This window comes from Leptospira noguchii serovar Panama str. CZ214 (assembly GCF_000306255.2).
In the GTDB taxonomy this organism is placed as follows: domain Bacteria; phylum Spirochaetota; class Leptospiria; order Leptospirales; family Leptospiraceae; genus Leptospira; species Leptospira noguchii.
The window spans coordinates 247,777-266,640 of the sequence record NZ_AKWY02000021.1 but is presented as its reverse complement, the minus strand read 5'-3'; the positions used below and the strand labels follow the sequence as shown (position 1 = coordinate 266,640).

Below are 18,864 nucleotides of genomic sequence, written 5' to 3'. Positions count from 1 at the left end.
AACAGCCAGATCAATTCCATTTGACTTTAAAATTTGAATCCCTAATAGATAGGAGACTTTGTAAGTCATAAAAATATAATATATTCGTTCACTGAAGTAGTAATGTAAAATCGACTTGCAATAAAGCTTCCTTTCACCGAAATGGAGTCAAAAATCGCTTGAAAACGCGCTTAGGGATAAAATCTTGGAAATCTAGCCGGAGAATGAATGCAGAGGAAACCGAGTCAAAAATCAGCAACTGATAAGCTTTTTAACCATAGGGTCAATGAGAAAATAACAGGCGTTTCCAGAGTTCGGCTAGTGTCGGATGACGGCGTAGCGATCGTATCTTTTGAAGAAGCACTCAGAAAAGCAAAAGAGGAAAATTTAGATCTAGTAGAAGTATCAGCAGATCAAGAACTTCACGTTTGTAAGATTATAGACTATGGAAAGTATAAATTCGAGTTACTTAAAAAAAGTAAAGAGGCAAAGAAAAAACAACACGTAATCAATGTGAAAGAGATTAAGATTCGTCCTCGAATTGAAAGTCATGATTACGAAATCAAAAAGAAACACGCGCAAGAGTTTCTAGGAAAAGGAGACAAGGTAAAAGTCAGTCTCCGGTTTCGAGGTAGAGAAATGATGCATTCCGACCTCGGAATGAAAGTAGTTTATAGAATGATAGAAGACCTGAAAGAACACGGAACCGCCGAAAGGGATCCGATTCAAGACGGAAAACAGATTGTAGTAATTATTAATCCGAAATAATTTCCGAAAAAAAGGAACCCAAGATGCCAAAGTTGAAAACGAACAGAGCCGCTGCAAAGCGTTTCAAGTTCACAAAAAACAACAAAATCAAACGCAAAAGTATGAATACCCGTCACATCTTGACCAAAAAAGGACCTAAAAGAAGAAGACGTCTTCGTGGTTTGACTTTGGTTCATAACTCTGACTGGAAATCTATTGTCAGATTAATGCCTTATGGAGTAAGATAATGCCTAGAGCGGTCAATGGAACCATCCACAAAAATAGAAGAAAAAAGATCTTAAAAGACGCAAAAGGATTCCGCGGAGCTCGTTCTAAACTTTATAGAACGGCCAAAAGTGCGGTGATGAAAGCGGGTCAGTGGGCCTACAGAGATCGCAGAGCAAAAAAAAGAGATTTTCGTAAACTTTGGATTATCAGAATTAACGCCGCTGCGAGAGAAAATGGTTTGTCTTATTCTGTATTTATGAATTCCCTTAAGAAATTGGGAATTCATATGGATCGTAAGTCTTTGGCAGAGCTGGCTTTCAACGATAGAGAAGTATTTAATTCCTTGGTTGAAAAAATCAAAGTAGCTGGATAACAAATCAGCTTTACTAAAATTGACGGCTCTGTAATTTACAGGGCCTTTTTTCGTTTTCAGAGAATGTTTTTTAAGGGAGAATCAGGTTATGCTTACCATGGAGACCATTGAAGAATTAGAAAGCAAGGTCGTAAAAGCCCTCGAACTCATCGCTGATCTTCGCGTTGAAAATGGTCGATTAGAATCCGAAAACGAAGCTCTCCGAGCGGAAAACGACCAGATGAAACTGGCAATGGAGGAGAAAGAAAAAGAACTTTCTTCTCTTAGGGAACAATTACAAAAGACTACAAACGAATTAAATGATCTTAAAGAAAGAGAACGAAAACTAGAAGGAAAAATCAATCAACTCTTGGGAAGATTGGATTCCTTGCCTGCAACCTCTGCTTCGACTTCACCCCATTATGGCGGTGGTGCTCCTGCTGCAGCGGCGACTACGGCTGCTGCTTCCAATGTAGTGAAAGAAACGGCTTCCGCTGAGGATGAATTTGGCGAAGATGATGAAATCATTCTTCTGGATGAAGATGATGACGACATTTCTTTGATCACAGAAGTCCCTGAAAAAGATGAAGAGGCACTTGAAATTTCCGATGACCAGGAATCCGAATTAGCCTTGGATGAAGATGATGATATTATCATAGAAGACGATGAAGATTCAATCAGCGTATTTGATGCGGATGAAGACGATGATTTTCTAATCATCGAGGACGATCCTAAAGCTTGAGTTTATAAATGGACCTCCGTAGGGTAAAAGTCAGAATCCTCGGAGAGGAATATACGATCCTCAGCGAAGCCGAAGAAGACTATATTTATTCTCTGTCGGAAGAGGTAGATCGTAAACTCAGAGAACTAGGAGCAGGAATGCCGGGAGCTTCTAGACAGAAACTTGCTATTTTAGCCGCACTCAACTTTGCAGATGAATTACACCAGGCAAAAGAAATTAAAAATGAACCTACTTCCGTTTCTACCAAAATTGGAGAGATAGAAATAGAAGAAAAAACCCGTAAACTCATTATGATGTTAGAAGAAGGAATCATTGGAGATCTTTGATTTTCCTTTTGTTTGAAAAGGAATCCTCTTTGAAACTTCAATCTAGAAATGCACTTCGAACTTTACTTACCTTATTGGAAGAAAGAGAAAAAAAAGACCTCTCTATTCTCGGATTTTTAAAAGAAATTACGTTCCATGCTCGAAAGATCATCGCTTATTCTCCCGATAAATGGGAAGTAAAGGTGGATCCAAAAGTTTTGGGTTGGGATCATTCTGGAAAAGAAATTTATTTTCCAAAGATCCAAGGCGAAAAATTGGAATTCATTCTTCCTGAAGCCTGGGAAAGCGGGCCCTTCGGAATTTTAGAACCTAAAGGTACTAAAACTCTGAATTTTAAAGATGCGGAATGGATCATCGTACCTGCCTTAGGTTATGATCAGTTTGGTTATCGCCTAGGACGTGGTGGAGGTTTTTATGATAGAACCCTTTGCGAAATGGATTCTGCAAAATTGATCGGACTTACTTATGAGGAACTTTTTCCGGCAAGTTTTGCAAAGGAAGATCATGATATAAGAGTAGGTCAGGTAGTTACAGAGAAAAAAATTTATCAAATCGTCTGAAAAAACGCTAAAATCTTGTCTATTTATATCTGCAGCAGTTCAGTAACAAATGTCAGTCGAGTATAAAACCGAATATGGCTTTTAGGAGGTGAAAGAATGTGTTCGAAAGATTCCTGAGTAAAAAGAATAGGATCTATCTTTTCATTTTTGGAGTTTTGCGATTTGCTTTCTTTAATTTATTCTTTTTTTAAGATTTAAAAAATAGAGTAGGTGAAATCTGAGTGTTTACTTTGGTTTAGTCGGATTTCTTCGTCTCAAAGGTTGCTTCTTTTTGAAAAATCTTTAGGTGGACTAAAACAAACGTGAAAGTATGGCTCCCAAAAGATTTATACCTTATACTGTCTCTTGAGTTTGGCACTTTAATTTTTAACGACAGATTTTATGAGCATCCGTTAAAGTTTTTAGAACTGTTGGACGTAAGTTCGATTTTTGGGTTATGTTAACAATTGTGTGTGTAACTCAAGTTCTATTGAAAAAAGAGTTTCGCTTGTGAAAAAATGTAAGAATTTGTAGGTTTAGTAAGCTCTTTCTTTCGATTGTTCTTGAAAAACAGATTACGATCCGTTTTATAGATTGATTCTGGATTTTATGGAGAACCGCTAGGTAACATTATGGCCTCATTCGATAATAGACAATATCTTGAATCCTTAGAAGCAGATAAAACTACGGAATCTCAAAAGGAATACTTAACTTTCAACGTGCAAGAAGAGATTTTTGGAATCGATATTCTGAAAATCCACGAAATTCTAAAACCGGTTCCGATCACTAGAATTCCAAACGGAGATGATTATATTTTAGGAGTGATTAATCTTAGGGGGGAGATCATTCCGATCTTAGATTTAAAGCAGGTTTTCGGAATCGGATATAGCGACATTATGCCTTCTACTCGAATTATCGTAGTGGTTCACGAGGATAAACGCGCCGGGATTTTAGTCGATACAGTGAGACAAGTTATAAAAATTCAATTCGATAAAGTTAGTAAAGCTACGGATGATCTTTCTCTCAATTATAGTTCTTTGATAGAATCTGTCAGCCAGGCGGACGAAACGTTGATACTCAATTTAAATTTATCCGTCCTGATCAACTTTGAACAGGAGGTTATCTAAAATGGCTGGAATTTTAGGGGAATATACCGAACTATTTTTAGAGGAATCCGAAGATCAGATCGAGGAACTAAACGCAAACTTACTCAAGCTCGAAGCAGATCATAAAAATCTTTCTATTATCAACGATATTTTTCGTGCGGCACATTCCTTAAAAAGTTCAGCGGCCTTTGTCGGTTTATACAATCTTTCGGATCTTGCTCATAAAATGGAGAATCTTCTTCAATTGATCCGGGACGGCAAGCTGGACGTTAAACTTCCTCTCGTCAATCTTCTATTTCAATGTTTTGACCTGATCAAATACATTATCCGAAATGTGGCCGAAGGAAAAAAAATCGATACTCCTTTTACGGAAATGATTCAAAAGCTGGACTCTTACGAAAAAGATTCTTCTTCGGGTGTTGCAGCGACCCCATCACAACCAACTGCAGTATCTAAACCCGCTGAGGTTTCAAATCAGGCCTCTCCTGTAATTAAATCTACAGAAGTTACAAATGTTGTGGCTCCGGTGGCTTATAGCGGATTGGAAATTCGTCTTGAAGCGGAAGAAGTGAAAGAGTTAGAGGAAGAAATTCGTAAGTCTGGTATGTGTTGGAAAATTTCCGTAACTCTTGGAAAAGATTCTCCAATGAAAGGACTTCGTTTTTCTTTGATCGTCCAGAATCTGAAGAATTTAGGAGTCGTTTATAAATCCATTCCAGATTTAGAAGAATTGGAAAAAGGAGCGGATGTTTCTTCTGTTGTATTTTTGTTTCTTTCTTCCGAGTCTTTAGAACAAATCAGAATCGCAACTAACGTGGATATGGTGGAATTTTTGGACGTACAAGAATACGTTCCAGTTGTTCAGGAAGTGGCCGCCGCAAATTTTAAGATCGAAGACGATATGGCCGCTTCGGAATCTAAGGTTACATTAAAAAGTATTAAAGTATCTTCCGACAAACTAGACCAGTTGATGAATAACGTGGGAGAACTCATCATTACAAATTCTGGTTTTCAAAGAATCTACGACGATCTGATTCGTATTTTTGGAGAAGATCAACTATTCAACGATCTCAAATCCAGAATTGATCTTATCAATCGTATTTCCAAAGAACTTCAATCCGGAATTATGAATATACGGATGGTTCAAATTTCCACCGTGTTTAGAAGATTCTCCAGACTTGTAAGAGATCTTTCTTTAGAAACTGGCAAAAAAGTAAATTTAGTTCTTTCGGGAGAATCTACCGAACTCGATAAAAAAGTCATAGACGCGTTAGGCGAACCTTTGCTTCATCTCATCCGCAACTCGGTAGATCACGGAATTGAAATTCCTGCGGAAAGATTGAGTGCCGGAAAACCGGAAACCGGAACGTTGGAATTGAATTCTTATCAGGGTGGAAGTAATATTATGGTGGAGATCCGAGACGACGGACGCGGTCTTGACTCGGAAAAAATTCTCGCTAAGGCGATTGAAAAGGGACTCGTAAATCCAACAGAGGCTTCTAATCTTTCCGAGCAGGAAATCTTTCAATTTATCTTTCAAGCTGGATTTTCCACTGCCGAGAAAATTACGGATATTTCTGGCCGAGGCGTTGGGATGAACGTAGTAAACAATCTTATTCAGGAATTTAAAGGAAAGATTATCATCAATAGTGTTCGAGGACAGGGAACTTCTTTTGTATTGTCTTTTCCGCAAGCTCTTGCGATCATTCCTTCGATTCTGGTTCTTATGGAAGAAGAAGTATATGCCTTTCCTCTTTCCGAAGTCAACGAGACGATTAAAATTCACAACGATCAAATTACAACTCTTGAAGGAAACGAAATCATCAATCTTCGAGGAGAGGTTCTTCCGATTTATAGACTCAATCGGATCATAGGCCTTCAAGATAAAACGGATCGGGAGGAATTTCCGGTCGTAATCGTTCAGTATAAGGGTCGTAAGATTGGATTTATGGTGGATGAGCTCGTAGGTAAACACGAAACGGTGATCAAATCTTTGGAAAAAAATTTCAGAAATATCCGAGGTCTTACCGGGGCTTCCATTATGGGAGACGGAACCATCATTATGGTTTTAGATATTCCTGGAATTGTAGAAATCGCTTCCGAGCTGGAAGATATGGGCACAGTAGTTCACTATCATCTGGAAACGATGAGAAGAATCGGTTCGATTCATTCTGCAGAAAGAGAAGAAGAACGTTATATTCAAAAAACTACAAATCCTACAAACGTCTATAATCACAAGTTACACGACATCACGAACCGAGAACGTCTGAAAAAGAAAAAGACAGAAAGGTCTCGAGATTTAAAACGGATCGTTGCAGAAAAAGAAGAGGTTTTCAGAGAACAAGAATTAGCCGCCGCTGTGGCTCTTAGTGTTGAAATGAAAGCCCCTCAAGAAAAACAACTTCCTCTTCCCGTAGAATCGGAAACTCAAGATCCGCAAACTGCGATTACTTCGTATTCTTCCGAAGATCCTAAAAAACCGTTCGTTTCTTCAGAAGAAGAATATCGTTCTCATATTACGGAAATTGCATTGGATCAGAGCGCGAGCGAAGACGAACAAAAACGTGCTAAAGCGATCATAGAAAGTTTTTTGACTCAAAAGAAAGAAAGAACTATGTCCGTGGCTCCTTCTAAAGATTTTAAAGGCGCATTGTCCAAAGAGGAACTCAAAAAATTGGAGAACGTAGTCAATACTGGTATGATGAATGCCGGTATGGTTCTTTCTCAGCTTTTGAAAAAGAACATCGATCTATTTATTCCGGAAATTATTATGAACGACAGAGACGGTCTCGCAGAAGAGATTCGTTTTTCGGAAAATCATTTTTATGGTTTAAGAATTCGAATGAACGGAGATCTGAACGGAAACCTTTTGATGATGTTTTCTCGTGAAAACGCTGCAAATCTTGCCAAAGAACTTTTGGGTTCTGAAACTTCTCCGGGGGAAAATTTGACCGAAGACGCCAAATCAGTGTTAAGTGAAATTTCAAATATAGTTTGTTCTTCCGTAATGAATTCTATATCGAATAAGGCGAAGGCTAGTGTTACACCTTCTGTTCCAGAATTTTTGGAAGGAACTTTTATGCAGGTTTTGGACGTAGTCAAACCAGAACGGACCAAGTTTTTAAGTATGCTTACCGAATTCAATCACGAGGGTAACGATCTATTAGGTGTGTTATTATTCCTTCCGGATTTTGACGAACTGCTTCAACTAATTCCGAGGTTTTAATTCCGATGGTTCCGAATCCGGTTCGAGCGGTTATTATCGATGATTCTTTATTAGTCAGAAATATCATTTCTGACCAGATCCAAAAAGATTCCAAAATTCACGTTGTCGCGACCGGTAAAACCGGAATGGATTGTATCGATCTTGCTCAGAAAATGAATCCTGACGTGATTATACTCGATGTGGAAATGCCCGTTATGGATGGTCTTACCGCACTTCATGAACTTCAAAAAAAGAAGTTAGGAATTCCTGTTATTATGCTTTCCGTTTTGACCCAGAACGGGGCCGAAGCAACTTTCAAAGCTTTGGAATACGGAGCTATCGATTTTGTACCTAAACCTTCCAGTGTTTTTCAATTTGATCCGGAAGAAATTGGTAACATTTTAAAATCTAAAATTTTAGCCTACTTCGAAAGTAAAGTACAGATTCCTTCCCAAGATCTTTTAAAAAGGGTTCCTGCTTATTCAAAGGTTCCAGCCGGAACAAATTTAAAAAAATCTCCGATCCATGCGATTTGTATCGGTACTTCCACCGGAGGACCTAGAGCGCTTCAAGAAGTGTTTTCTAGAATTCCAGCGGACATTTCTTTGCCGATTTTAGTTGTTCAACATATGCCCGCAGGTTTTACAAAAGCGTTTGCGACTCGATTGAACGATCACGCAAAGATCAAAGTAAAAGAAGCAGAGGACGGTGAACCGATAGAACCGAACACCGGTTATGTGGCTCCAGGTGACGCACATCTTTCCATTCAATCTAAAGGAGGGAGGAAATGGATTGCCCTGAACAGGGAAGCCCCTGTAAATGGACACAGACCTTCCATCGAAGTTCTTCTAAACAGCGCGATTGAAGAATATAAAAGCGGAATTATAGGCGTGATTATGACTGGGATGGGTAAAGACGGATCTGCGGCCATCGTAAGAGTCAGAGAAGTAGGCGGCTCTACGATTGCACAAGACGAACAAACCTCTGTTATTTATGGGATGAATCGTCAAGCCGTAGAGATGGGAGGCGTCGAATATATTGAGCCTGTTACAGAAATCATCAATAGGATCCAAATCATTTTGAAAGAGAGAGGAATTTAATATGGCCAGAATTCTCGTTGTGGATGACGCAAAATTTATGAGAACCATGGTAAAAGATGCACTGACCCAAACAGGTCACGAAATCGTGGGAGAAGCAGAAAACGGAAATATTGCTGTAGAACAATATAAAACTCTAAAACCGGATCTGGTCACTATGGATATTACCATGAGAGAAAAAGATGGGATCGAAGCTGCTCAGGAAATTTTTAAGATGGACTCGAAGGCTAGAATCATCATGGTAACGGCGCTCGGTCAGGAAGATCTACTAGCGAAAGCGATCAAAATGGGCGTTAAGGATTTCGTAGTAAAACCGTTTTCTCCGGAAAGGTTACAACAAGCTGCGGACAAGGCGCTCAGTTCGTAAAGGTAGATTTCTTTTGAATGGAGAATGAAGAATCCGGTAAGTCCTTTGTAGTTCAATGGAATAATTCGGAAGGCGGTTTGTCAGAAGGCCCATTATCTGTCCTTTGGAGTTTGATTGAAAGTTACAAGGTTGACATCTTTGATGTTTCTCTCTCTCGCATCACCCGGGATTTTTTAAGTTTTCTCAGAATTTCAGAAACTCTTTCTTTGGAACTCAGCGCAGAATACGCCTTAATGGCCGCCAATCTAATCTATCTAAAATCCAAAGCTTTATTGCCTGATCCAGGATTTGAAGAAGAAGATTACGAACCTCCTCTTCCTCCTGAACTTGTAGAAAAACTTTTAGAACATAAAAAGTTTCAACTTACGGCTAAAAAACTTTCGGAAATAGATCAGACTCAGATTGGAGTTTTTAGAAGGGAATCTAATGTCACTTTGGATGAAGAAGACAATTGGCTGGACGTTTCTCTTTTAGATTTGATTTCTGCATTTCACGAAATTTTAGAATCTCAATCGGTTGAAGCGGAAATTCCTACCTTACTCACTGCACCTCATCGTTTTACCGTAGAAGAAAAAATGGAAAAAATACTTTCTACTCTTCGGGAAAAAAAAGAAGTCTCTTTCCCGGAATTATTTGAGCGGGAACGACCGGAAAAAGCAGAAATCGTTGCCACTTTTCTGGCATTGCTGGAACTAAGTAAGCAGAGGATTTTACGTGCCAAACAACACAAATTGTTTGGAGAGATCCGTTTATTTCTGGTAGAGGGACATTGGAACGGGAAAGAACAACAATCAAAGGATTGATCGAGGCCTTACTATTTGTTTCCGGTGAACCCCTAAAATTGGCGAGTATCGCCAAATCTGCGGAAATTGAAAAAACAGAGGCCCGTGAAATTTTAGACGAACTCGTTTTGGATTATTCCGAAAAGAACGGTGGATTTCTACTAAAAGAAATTGCTGGAGCCTATCAGTTTGTAACTAACGAAGGTTTTGCGGAACTACTCGGAAATATTTTTAAAGAAAAAAGAAGGGAACAACTTTCTAAGTCTAGTTTAGACACACTGGCTATCATCGCTTACAAACAACCGATCACACTTCCAGAAATAGACGAGATTCGAGGAGTTTCTTCTCGTGCTATGGTTACGTCTCTCATTTCTAAAAAGTTGGTCAAACCGGTCGGAAATAAAGAAGTTCCCGGACGACCCGCTTTGTATGGAACTACGAAAGAGTTCTTGATTCATTTTGGATTGAATAAACTATCGGATCTTCCCGCTCCCGTGGAAGTAAAAGAATTGAAATTCGAAAATTTGGACGATCTACTCGAAGATGAGTGATTTAGATCAACAGTTAAAAATTTTTAGAGACCAGATCGATTCTTTGGATCGAGAAATCGTAAAGTCTATCCAGGCTCGTGCAGAGTTTGCTTCTAAGATTGGTGAAATCAAAAGAGAAAGAAACGAGCCGGTCTTCCGACCAGATCGAGAAAAGGAAGTTTACGAAAAGATAAAGTCTTTTAGTTCCGGTTTACTTCCAGATAAAGTGTTACTTGCAATTTATCGCGAAATCATGTCCGGCTCTATTTCCGTAGAAAAAGGATTAGAAGTTGGTTATTTAGGACCTGCGGGTTCTTTTTCTAACCAAGCCGTTCGTTCTCGTTTTGGAGCTTCGATCAATGCTTTGGAATTCAATTCGATTCCGGATGTTTTTCGCGCCGTAGAAACTGATAAGATCGATTACGGAGTTGTGCCTGTGGAAAATTCCAGCGAAGGTTTGGTCAATTCTACTCTGGATCAATTTTTAGTTTCGGATCTTCTTATCTACTCGGAGCACTATTTAAGAATTAACATTAGTCTGCTTGGATTCGAACACGATCTTTCCAAAATCAAAACGTTATACGGAATCAAAATCGCCAACTCTCAGTGTAAAAATTGGATCGCCGCCAATCTTCCTCACGTAGAAATTGCAGAAACTTCTTCCACTGCCAAAGCGGCTCAGATCGTAGCGGAAAAAAAAGACTCTTGTGCCGCGGTTGCTTCTTCTATTGCTGCGGAAATTTACGGACTGAGTTTGATTCGTGAATCCATTGAAGACCTTCCAGACAATACTACCCGCTTTTTGATCATAGGAAAAAACCAATGTCCTCCTACAGGAAACGATAAAACTTCGATCGTTTTTTCCTGCCCCGATAAACCGGGAGCACTTTATCGTGTATTAAAACCTTTTTTTGATCATCAGCTCAATCTGAGTAAAATAGAATCTAGACCTACAAGAAGAAATTCCTGGGAATATAACTTTTTTATAGACTTTTACGGTCATCAAAAAGATCCATCGATCCAAAACGTTCTCGCCGGTCTGAAAGAAAATACTATTTTTCTGAGAATACTCGGTTCTTATCCGATGTCCCCACAAAGCCTGTGAAATTAGAATTTTCTAATATTTTAATTTATGGATTAGGCTTGATGGGAGCCTCACTTTCTTTGGCGCTTAAAAAAAAGGGGATTTCCGCGAATATTACTGGAGTGGTGGGATCTGCTAAAAGCAAAACAAAGGGGCAATCCTTAAAATCTGCGGATCAAATTTTAACCTCGGAAGAATTTAGTTCTACTATAGGTTGGAAGAATTACGATTTTATCATATTTGGAGTTCCGGTCGATCTTACTGTAAAATTGATTTCAGAATTACCCGCCGATTTTTCTGGGGTCATCACCGATTTAGGTTCTACTAAAAAAGAAATTATTCGTGCGGTGGAGACTCGTTTCCCGTCTGAACACAATTATATTTCTTCTCATCCAATGTGTGGTTCCGAGGAATCAGGGCTTGAATTCGCAAATTCGTCGTTATACGAAGGACGACTGTGTATTTTGACTTCTCCCAAAAATGCAAAACCGGAAATTTTAGATCGTTTAAAAAACTTCTGGAAATTTGTTGGAACCGAAACGATAGAAATTCCAGCGGAGGAACACGATTCTATTTTATCGTATCTATCACATTCTCCTCATATACTTTCCTCGATTATGGCGGATTGGGCAGCTAATCAAAAAACGGTAAAACGTTATACAGATTTTTCTCCAATTCCTTTAAACGGAGGAGGATTTCGAGATATGACTCGAATTGCAGGTTCCAATCCAAAGATGTGGGCCGCTATTTTTGGTTCTAATCAAGAGGAAATTTTTCGTTCGTTATCCGATTTTAGAGATAGGCTTGATATTATATTAGAAAAATTGAATCCAAAAAATACTCTAGATCCGAAAGAATGGGAAAGATTTATGGAAATTTCTCGTAGATCTAGGGATTTTATTTTGAAGAACCAGGATGATTCCAAAAAAAACTAAACTCAAATCTAGAGAAATAGAAGTTCCGGGAGATAAATCACTTTCTCACCGTTCCGTTTTGTTTGCGGCACTTTCCAAGGGAAGATCTAAGGTGACCGGATTTTTAGAAGCAGAAGATCCTTTGAACACAATGTCTGCGTTCACCAAACTAGGATTAAAGGTTCAAAAGGTCAAACCGGGAGAATACGAATTTGAAAGTCCTGGAAAAAATTCTCTTATTTCGCCTAACGTAGAGTTGGATTTTGGAAACGCAGGTACAGGAATTCGATTGTCTGCGGGACTTATCTGCGGACTACCCGGTGTAAACGCTACTTTAACCGGAGACGATTCCTTAAAAAAACGTCCAATGGTAAGAATTATAAAACCCTTAAGCTCGATGGGGGCTTTGATCACAGGGCTTGGAGAAAAAGAAACTGCTCCTTTAAAAATTGAAGGAAAAAAATTAAAAGGATTTCGGTACGAAAGTCCGATTGCAAGCGCACAAATCAAATCTTGTTTGATGTTGGCTGCGATTTCGTCTGAAACAGATTTGGAATATTCGGAAAATATATTATCCAGAAATCATACCGAAAACATGTTTCGGTTTTTAGGAAACAAGATCGAACAAATATCTCCTCTTCATTTTAAAATTCGACCTCCCTACGTTTTGAACGGTGGAGAATTTAAAGTGCCGGGTGATATTTCCTCGGCAGCTTTTTTTTTAGTTCTCGGAGTTTTGGCAAAAGAGGGAAATTTACTCATTAAAAACATAGGGCTCAATCCGGCTAGGACAGGGATTTTAACCGCTCTCCAATCGATGGGAGCAAAAATAGAAATCCAAAACGAACGTATCGAATGTGGCGAGCCTGTGGGAGACTTAAAAACGTATCCTTCTCATTTAAAAAAAACGAATATTCCAAAATCCTTAATTCCTTCTATTATAGACGAGATACCGATCCTTTCTGTTGCTGGACTTTTTGCGGAAGGTGGTTTTGAAATCCGTCACGCGGAAGAACTTAGGGCAAAAGAATCCGATCGGATTTATACAATGGTTTCCAATTTTCGTGAGCTTGGTATTGAGGTAGAAGAATATCCGGACGGATATTCGTTTGATGGTACTTCTAAAAAATCCTCGGAAACATGGACTCGACTCTCCGATGGAAAAAAAGTTCCGATTCGATCCTATATGGATCATAGAATTGCAATGAGTTTTTTGATACTCAAAACACTTTCCGGTTTAGATCTTCAAATCGACGAAACCTCTTGGATCGAAACTTCGTTTCCCGGTTTTGAAAAATTACTCGAGAGTTGTTTGTATGAATGAAAACGTAATCGCTTTGGACGGCCCCGCAGGTTCTGGCAAAAGTACGGTAGCAAGACAAATCGCCGAAAAAATAGGATTTAATTATCTAGATACGGGTGCTTTTTACAGAGCCTTGACCTTGTATCTTTTTCGGTTGTATCAAACTTCGCCTAACAATCGTTTTGAGGATTGGGTAAAGACTCCGGAAGCGGAACGCAGTTTGTCAGAAATTCAAATTGTATGCGAATTTTCAGCCGGAAATGAAAATCGAATTTTACTGGGCGGAGAAGATGTTTCTTTGGCGATACGAACTCCGGAAATTACAAGAGAAATCAAACATATAGCAAACCGCAGAATTTACAGAGACTTCGTAAATAAAGAACTACATTCCCTAGCAAAACTTCATAAATTGATTATGGACGGGAGGGATATTGGAACCGAAGTATTTCCAGATGCAAAATTTAAATTTTATCTGACTGCTTCTTCGAAAGTAAGAGCGGAACGTAGATTTTTACAATTGCAAGAACAGGGAATCTCCGCCGATCGGGACGAGATTGAAAGAGAAATTGTCTTAAGAGATAAATCGGATATGGAACGAGAAATTGCTCCTCTTTATCAAGCAAAGGATGCAATCCTAATTGACACTGATATTCTCTCTAAAAATAGTGTAATCAGCAAGATCCTTGAAATTCTGGATCAATGACCCCTAATTTTTCAGACGGATCCAATACCATTAGCCGAGTAACCTACGCCCCATGACAAACAAGGAAGAGAAGTCCACTTTTGCAGAAGTATTCAAACAGTGGGAACAATCAATACACGAAGAACCGGAACTCCGGAAAGATCAAGTCGTTGAAGGAAAAATCGTCTCCGTAGATAACGACTACGTTTATGTGGCGATAGAAGGGCTCAAACAAGAAGGTCGTATTCCAAGGGGAGATTTCGATGAAGCCCCAGAAAGAGGGAATTACGTTTCTGCAATTGTAAAAAGAAAAGAATCTCAGGACTCTGGTTGTATTCTTTCCAAAAAAGAGGCTGATCAAAGAAAAGGCTGGGAAATTGTAAAAGAAGCTTTTAAAAACGGTTATCAAGTTACCGGTCGTTTAGTAAACGAAATCAAAGGTAAAGGTTATATCGTAAATGTAGAAGGTGTTGAACTTTTTCTTCCGGCTTCTCAACTCAGTTATAAATTTAAAGAAGGGGAAACCTTCAAAAATAAAGAACTCGAATTTAAGATTATAGAACTTAACGATCGAACTCGTTCCGGAGTTGTTTCTAGAAAAAAACTTCTAGACGAAGTGAACGAGGAAAAATGGGACGCTCTTCTTTTAAAATTGAAAGTAGGCGACAAGGTTAAATCCGTAGTCAGCAAGATCGCTTCTTTCGGAGTTTTCTGCGAAGTGGACGGAGTTACAGGACTTCTTCGTCAGAGAGATATTTCTTATAAAAAATACGCTCCTTTTAAACAATACTTTCAAGTCGGTCAAGAAGTGGAACTTGTAGTTCTTGAACTCGATAAGGAAAACAACAAACTCGCGTTAGGTTTAAAACAACTCTACGAAGATCCTTGGGTTTGGGCAGAACGTTCTTTAGAAAAAGAAATGGTAATCCGAGGAACCGTTACTTCTCTTACTAAGTTCGGGGCGTTTGTAGAATTGAAAGAAGGTTTGGAAGGTTTAATTCATACTTCTGAACTTGCTTGGTCTAAAAAACCACCACAACCGAAAGATATATTAAAAAAAGGTCAAGAAGTGGAAGCTCTGGTTTTAGATATAGATTTCAAAAACAGAAGACTTTCTTTAGGACTCAAACAACTACAGCCAAATCCTTGGGACCAACTTGGTCCTGAAATCCGCAGAGGAAATGTTTTAGAAGGTGTGATTACCGGAATAACTAAATACGGCGCCTTTGTGGAAGTGGAAAATGGAATCGAAGGTCTCATACACATCAGCGATATTACCTGGGATGAAAAGGTGTCAAATCCTACTTCTCAACTTAAAAAAGGTGATACTGTAAGATATATGATTTTAGACGTGAACTTGGATGCTCAGAGAATTTCCTGTGGCCTCAAACAGTTGATGGAAAATCCGTATGATGTGTTTAGAAATGAACATCCTGTTGGCACGATCGTAGAAGGAAAAGTAAAGTCTATTAAGGAATTTGGTATTTTTGTGGAAGTGGCTCCTGGGATTGAAGGGTTAGTACATATTTCCGAAATACCAAATGGAAAAGAAGTCAATCTCGCAGAGTTATATAAGTCGGATGAAATCGTAAAAACCGCAGTGATTAAGGTGGATGTGAAAAACAAAAAGATTTCGCTTTCCATTAAGGATTTTGATAAGGCTTTGGAAAGAGAGGAAATGTCTAAATATCTGAAAACTTCGGATGCACCTTCTCGAGAAAGTTTAGGAAGTTTCTTAAACACTTCTCTCAGATAAAAAATCTTAGAATGAAGGATTGATATGAAACGGTACGAGATCGGTCAGACAGCCAAAGAAGTAAAAGTCGATCCATATGCAGATTTTCAAGGAAGCAAAATGGAATTGGCTTTCGCCAAATTTTTCAGAGCAATTTCTTTTCGAATCAAGGAAGTATTGATTGGCGTAGGGGCAATTTTAGTAATTGTTCTTGCGGTAGTCATTTATGTTCAATATCAGGATTCTCAATTTGAAAAGGGAACCATTGCTCTGGAGATTCTGGAAAAAAAATTCCGTACTAATCCAACAACTGATTTGAAAGAAAAGATCAAGGCCTACGAAGAAATTTCTGCTCAGTATTCTTCTAAAAAATTAGAACTCAGGCTCGCAAAAACTCTTTCCGATTTGTATTCCCGTAACGGAGAATTTCAAAAAGCCGCAGATAAATTGGAATGGGCTGGTAAAAAAATCGAAGAGCCTACAGAAGTAAAGGCGTACTATTTTTATCTTGCGGGTAATCTCCGAGAAAGAGAAGGAAATTTGGCGTTAGCCGAAACAGACTTTAGCGTTTCCGCAAATCTTCTTGCAAATACAAGAGAAGCCAACGGATTTTTAGCTTGGAGTTTGTATCAAACCGGCAGACTTCAAGTAAAGAACGGTAAAAAGGCGGAAGCGACCGAATCTCTAAAAAAGGTTTTGGATCAGGAAATTAAAACTCCTGCTACGGATTATAATACCGTAAAACAATACGCTACGTTTTTACTCATACAACTCAACCAAAAGGGTTGATGTTAACTCTGGCTTTGCCTAAAGGAAGATTGGCCGAGGAGAGCATCGATCTGATGATCTCCAGAGGTTGGCTTTCTTCTAAACCTGATCCTAATTCTAAAGAACTGATCTACAACGACCCAAAGGGAAAAGTTCGAATTTTACTTGTACGTTCTCAAGATGTTGCTACTTATGTGGAACAATGTGCAGCGGATGCTGGGATCAGTGGGTGGGACGTTTTAAAAGAAGGAGGTTATGATCTAGCGACTCCTTTGGATTTAAAAATTGGAAAGTGTAGGCTTTCTCTTGCGGCTCCGAGTGGATTTACTTTAGAAGCAAATCATCGTAAAATTCGAGTGGCTACTAAATATCCAAACTTAGCCAGAGAGTTTTTCTTTTTGAAAGGACTTTCCTGTGAAATTTTTAAACTCTATGGAAGTATAGAACTCGCACCTCTCGTTGGTCTTTCCGATTGTATCGTAGATTTAGTTTCTACTGGAGGAACACTTAAGGCAAACGGACTTCAAGAACTGGATGTAATTTTAGAATCTTCCGCTCGTCTTGTTTTCAATCGTTCTTCTCTTTATGGAAAACGAAAAGAAGCGGTTGAATTTATGGATTCTCTTTCTAAAATCTAAAACGCGGAATTGATAAGAAGTGTTTGTTTGAGTTGTTCAAAGCAATCCGGAGAAATTTAACAAATACTTTAACTTCTATGAATGAAGTGAAGACCTTAACGAATGCTTTTCTACTCAAAATGCTACCATCGTGTTCTTGGATACTGTTCCAGAGGTATTCTGATCGTTTTTGCAGTAATCTATAAGTGTTTGTGTTTTTGGAGTTGTCCATTTTTGTTTCCAAAAGAGATTCTTATTCGTATTGAATCGAAATAATTGTTGAGGATTACCGACCTCCAAAAAGGATAGTCTAACAATTCAATTTCCCAAGAGGAAAGCAATGGCAGTTCCCAAAAGACGAAAATCGAAATCAAAAGTTAGAACAAAACGTGCTCATCATGCGATCGGGAAACCGAATTTGGTGCCTTGTCCCAATTGTAATTCGTATAGACTTTCACATAGAATTTGTCCTACTTGCGGATTTTATAAAACTGGAATCGTTTTAGAACCGAAAGTTAAGAAGCCTAAAGAAGAAAATTAATTTCTATGATGTGGGTCGCCGTCGATGTAATGAGCGGCGATTACGGGCCGGAAAAAATCATTGAAGGTGCCGTAAATGCCGTAAATCAAGACGGAGCCAATGTAGTTTTAGTTGGCAAAGAAGAAGAAATCGGGGAAATACTCCTTAAATTCGAATACGACACAAATAAAGTAAGAATCCAACACGCTTCGGAGATCATCGACATGAACGATTCTCCTTCTATCGCTGTGCGCACTCTTCAGGATTCTTCCGTTGTTCAAGCCACACAAATTGTAGCAGATAAGACCTGCGTGGGAATGTTTTCTCCCGGAAATACGGGGGCCACTATGGCCTCAGCTCTTTTGTATTTAGGGAGAATTCCGGGAGTTCTGCGTCCTCCGATCGCGGCACCAATTCCTCAGGAAAACGGTCCGCCCATGTTGCTTGTCGATGCGGGTGCGAACGTGGATTGTAAACCCGATTATTTGGCTCAGTTTGCAGTGATGGGCGAAATTTATTCAAAGCTAATATTCAATATTTTGAATCCAAAGGTCGGTATTCTTTCCAATGGAGAAGAAGATAAAAAGGGAAATACGGTTTCCTTAAAAGCTTTTGAAATGATCAAAAAACTTCCTATCAACTTTGTGGGCAATGTGGAAGGAAGAGATTTATATGGTAGCGGCAAGGACGTAGACGTAGTAGTTTGCGACGGTTTTATTGGAAATATCGTTTTGAAGGCAACCGAAGGTCTTTCTAAATCTATCTTTAACGTTTTACGAGAAGGTATCAAACAATCTAGTCTTGCACAAACCGGAGCCTTACTGTTAAAACCTACGTTAGGCGCTATTAAAAAACGCCTGGATTACGCCGAATACGGCGGCGCACTTTTATTAGGAGTGGATGGAATTTGTTTGATTGGACACGGTTCGTCTAATGCGCTTGCGGTTCAGAGTGCAATTCGGGTTGCGGTTGAATGTGCACAACATCAGATCAACGATCGAATTGCGGCTGATCTTAAAAAATATAATATTTAATTTTGCAAAAAGGATTAAAAACTAAATTCTTTGTTTGTAAAATGGATTTCTTTAACACAGCACAAACACAAAATTTGGGATGTTAGAAAAGAGGTGCTTAAAAAATTATAGTTTCCTTTTAGATCTAAAGATTAAGAAATTTTTAATACAAGGTTATAATTTATGGAATATTATAAGAAAAGGTTTTCCAGGTAAAAGTATACGGTA

21 protein-coding genes are annotated in these 18,864 nt (G+C 38.8%); all 21 read left to right on the top strand.

Translation table 11 applies throughout. The annotated features are described in order from the left end of the window. Positions 1-207: 207 nt before the first annotated feature. The 21 genes from infC to plsX all read left to right on the top strand — a co-directional run bounded on the left by infC (position 208) and on the right by plsX (position 18,657). A complete protein-coding gene (gene infC / locus LEP1GSC059_RS11525) occupies positions 208-747 on the top strand; it encodes a translation initiation factor IF-3 (protein ID WP_001189133.1) in 540 nt (179 codons plus the stop codon). 23 nt (positions 748-770) lie between these two features. Continuing rightward, positions 771-974: a 50S ribosomal protein L35 gene (gene rpmI / locus LEP1GSC059_RS11520; RefSeq protein ID WP_001125262.1), complete on the top strand. Its 204-nt coding sequence runs from the start codon at positions 771-773 to the stop codon at positions 972-974. Continuing rightward, positions 974-1,327, top strand: coding sequence for a 50S ribosomal protein L20 (gene rplT, locus LEP1GSC059_RS11515; protein WP_002177199.1), 354 nt, complete (start codon positions 974-976; stop codon positions 1,325-1,327). Before rpmI ends, rplT begins: the two co-directional genes overlap by 1 nt. 88 nt (positions 1,328-1,415) lie before the next feature. Beyond that, a complete protein-coding gene (locus LEP1GSC059_RS11510) occupies positions 1,416-2,048 on the top strand; it encodes a hypothetical protein (RefSeq protein WP_017215789.1) in 633 nt (210 codons plus the stop codon). Between the two features lie 8 nt (positions 2,049-2,056). Beyond that, a complete protein-coding gene (locus LEP1GSC059_RS11505) occupies positions 2,057-2,374 on the top strand; it encodes a cell division protein ZapA (protein ID WP_002177176.1) in 318 nt (105 codons plus the stop codon). A 29-nt stretch (positions 2,375-2,403) separates the two neighbouring features. Next, positions 2,404-2,934 (top strand): 5-formyltetrahydrofolate cyclo-ligase, encoded by a 531-nt coding sequence (locus LEP1GSC059_RS11500; RefSeq protein ID WP_036025609.1) that lies wholly within the window; start codon positions 2,404-2,406, stop codon positions 2,932-2,934. A 611-nt stretch (positions 2,935-3,545) separates the two neighbouring features. Beyond that, positions 3,546-4,040 (top strand): chemotaxis protein CheW, encoded by a 495-nt coding sequence (locus tag LEP1GSC059_RS11495; RefSeq protein ID WP_002177148.1) that lies wholly within the window; start codon positions 3,546-3,548, stop codon positions 4,038-4,040. A gap of 1 nt (position 4,041) precedes the next feature. Next, a complete protein-coding gene (locus LEP1GSC059_RS11490) occupies positions 4,042-7,245 on the top strand; it encodes a chemotaxis protein CheW (protein WP_002177137.1) in 3,204 nt (1,067 codons plus the stop codon). A gap of 5 nt (positions 7,246-7,250) precedes the next feature. Continuing rightward, entirely contained in the window at positions 7,251-8,324 is a 1,074-nt protein-coding gene (locus LEP1GSC059_RS11485) for a protein-glutamate methylesterase/protein-glutamine glutaminase (protein ID WP_002177149.1), read from the top strand. A gap of 1 nt (position 8,325) precedes the next feature. Beyond that, on the top strand, positions 8,326-8,688 hold the full coding sequence (locus LEP1GSC059_RS11480; protein ID WP_002154845.1) for a response regulator: 363 nt from the start codon (positions 8,326-8,328) through the stop codon (positions 8,686-8,688). Positions 8,689-8,705: 17 nt separating this feature from the next. Then, on the top strand, positions 8,706-9,491 hold the full coding sequence (locus LEP1GSC059_RS11475; protein WP_020980758.1) for a segregation and condensation protein A: 786 nt from the start codon (positions 8,706-8,708) through the stop codon (positions 9,489-9,491). Beyond that, on the top strand, positions 9,458-10,021 hold the full coding sequence (gene scpB / locus LEP1GSC059_RS11470) for an SMC-Scp complex subunit ScpB (RefSeq protein WP_017215788.1): 564 nt from the start codon (positions 9,458-9,460) through the stop codon (positions 10,019-10,021). Before LEP1GSC059_RS11475 ends, scpB begins: the two co-directional genes overlap by 34 nt. Next, a complete protein-coding gene (gene pheA, locus LEP1GSC059_RS11465) occupies positions 10,014-11,105 on the top strand; it encodes a prephenate dehydratase (RefSeq protein WP_002177248.1) in 1,092 nt (363 codons plus the stop codon). Before scpB ends, pheA begins: the two co-directional genes overlap by 8 nt. Continuing rightward, on the top strand, positions 11,102-12,019 hold the full coding sequence (locus tag LEP1GSC059_RS11460; RefSeq protein ID WP_017215787.1) for a prephenate dehydrogenase: 918 nt from the start codon (positions 11,102-11,104) through the stop codon (positions 12,017-12,019). Before pheA ends, LEP1GSC059_RS11460 begins: the two co-directional genes overlap by 4 nt. Continuing rightward, entirely contained in the window at positions 12,000-13,322 is a 1,323-nt protein-coding gene (gene aroA / locus LEP1GSC059_RS11455) for a 3-phosphoshikimate 1-carboxyvinyltransferase (protein WP_020980735.1), read from the top strand. The genes LEP1GSC059_RS11460 and aroA overlap by 20 nt, the downstream gene beginning before the upstream one ends. Further along, the gene (gene cmk, locus LEP1GSC059_RS11450) at positions 13,315-14,004 is read left to right on the top strand and encodes a (d)CMP kinase (protein WP_002177234.1); all 690 of its coding nucleotides are present in this window, start codon (positions 13,315-13,317) and stop codon (positions 14,002-14,004) included. Before aroA ends, cmk begins: the two co-directional genes overlap by 8 nt. Positions 14,005-14,056: 52 nt before the next feature. Continuing rightward, complete coding sequence (locus tag LEP1GSC059_RS11445) at positions 14,057-15,739, top strand: 30S ribosomal protein S1 (protein ID WP_002177169.1); 1,683 nt, start codon at positions 14,057-14,059, stop codon at positions 15,737-15,739. Between the two features lie 24 nt (positions 15,740-15,763). Next, on the top strand, positions 15,764-16,507 hold the full coding sequence (locus LEP1GSC059_RS11440; RefSeq protein ID WP_017215786.1) for a YfgM family protein: 744 nt from the start codon (positions 15,764-15,766) through the stop codon (positions 16,505-16,507). Beyond that, entirely contained in the window at positions 16,507-17,124 is a 618-nt protein-coding gene (gene hisG, locus LEP1GSC059_RS11435) for an ATP phosphoribosyltransferase (protein WP_017215785.1), read from the top strand. Before LEP1GSC059_RS11440 ends, hisG begins: the two co-directional genes overlap by 1 nt. A 319-nt stretch (positions 17,125-17,443) precedes the next feature. Then, on the top strand, positions 17,444-17,644 hold the full coding sequence (rpmF, locus tag LEP1GSC059_RS11430; RefSeq protein ID WP_002151486.1) for a 50S ribosomal protein L32: 201 nt from the start codon (positions 17,444-17,446) through the stop codon (positions 17,642-17,644). A gap of 5 nt (positions 17,645-17,649) precedes the next feature. Beyond that, complete coding sequence (gene plsX / locus LEP1GSC059_RS11425) at positions 17,650-18,657, top strand: phosphate acyltransferase PlsX (protein ID WP_020980753.1); 1,008 nt, start codon at positions 17,650-17,652, stop codon at positions 18,655-18,657. Positions 18,658-18,864 lie beyond the last annotated feature (207 nt).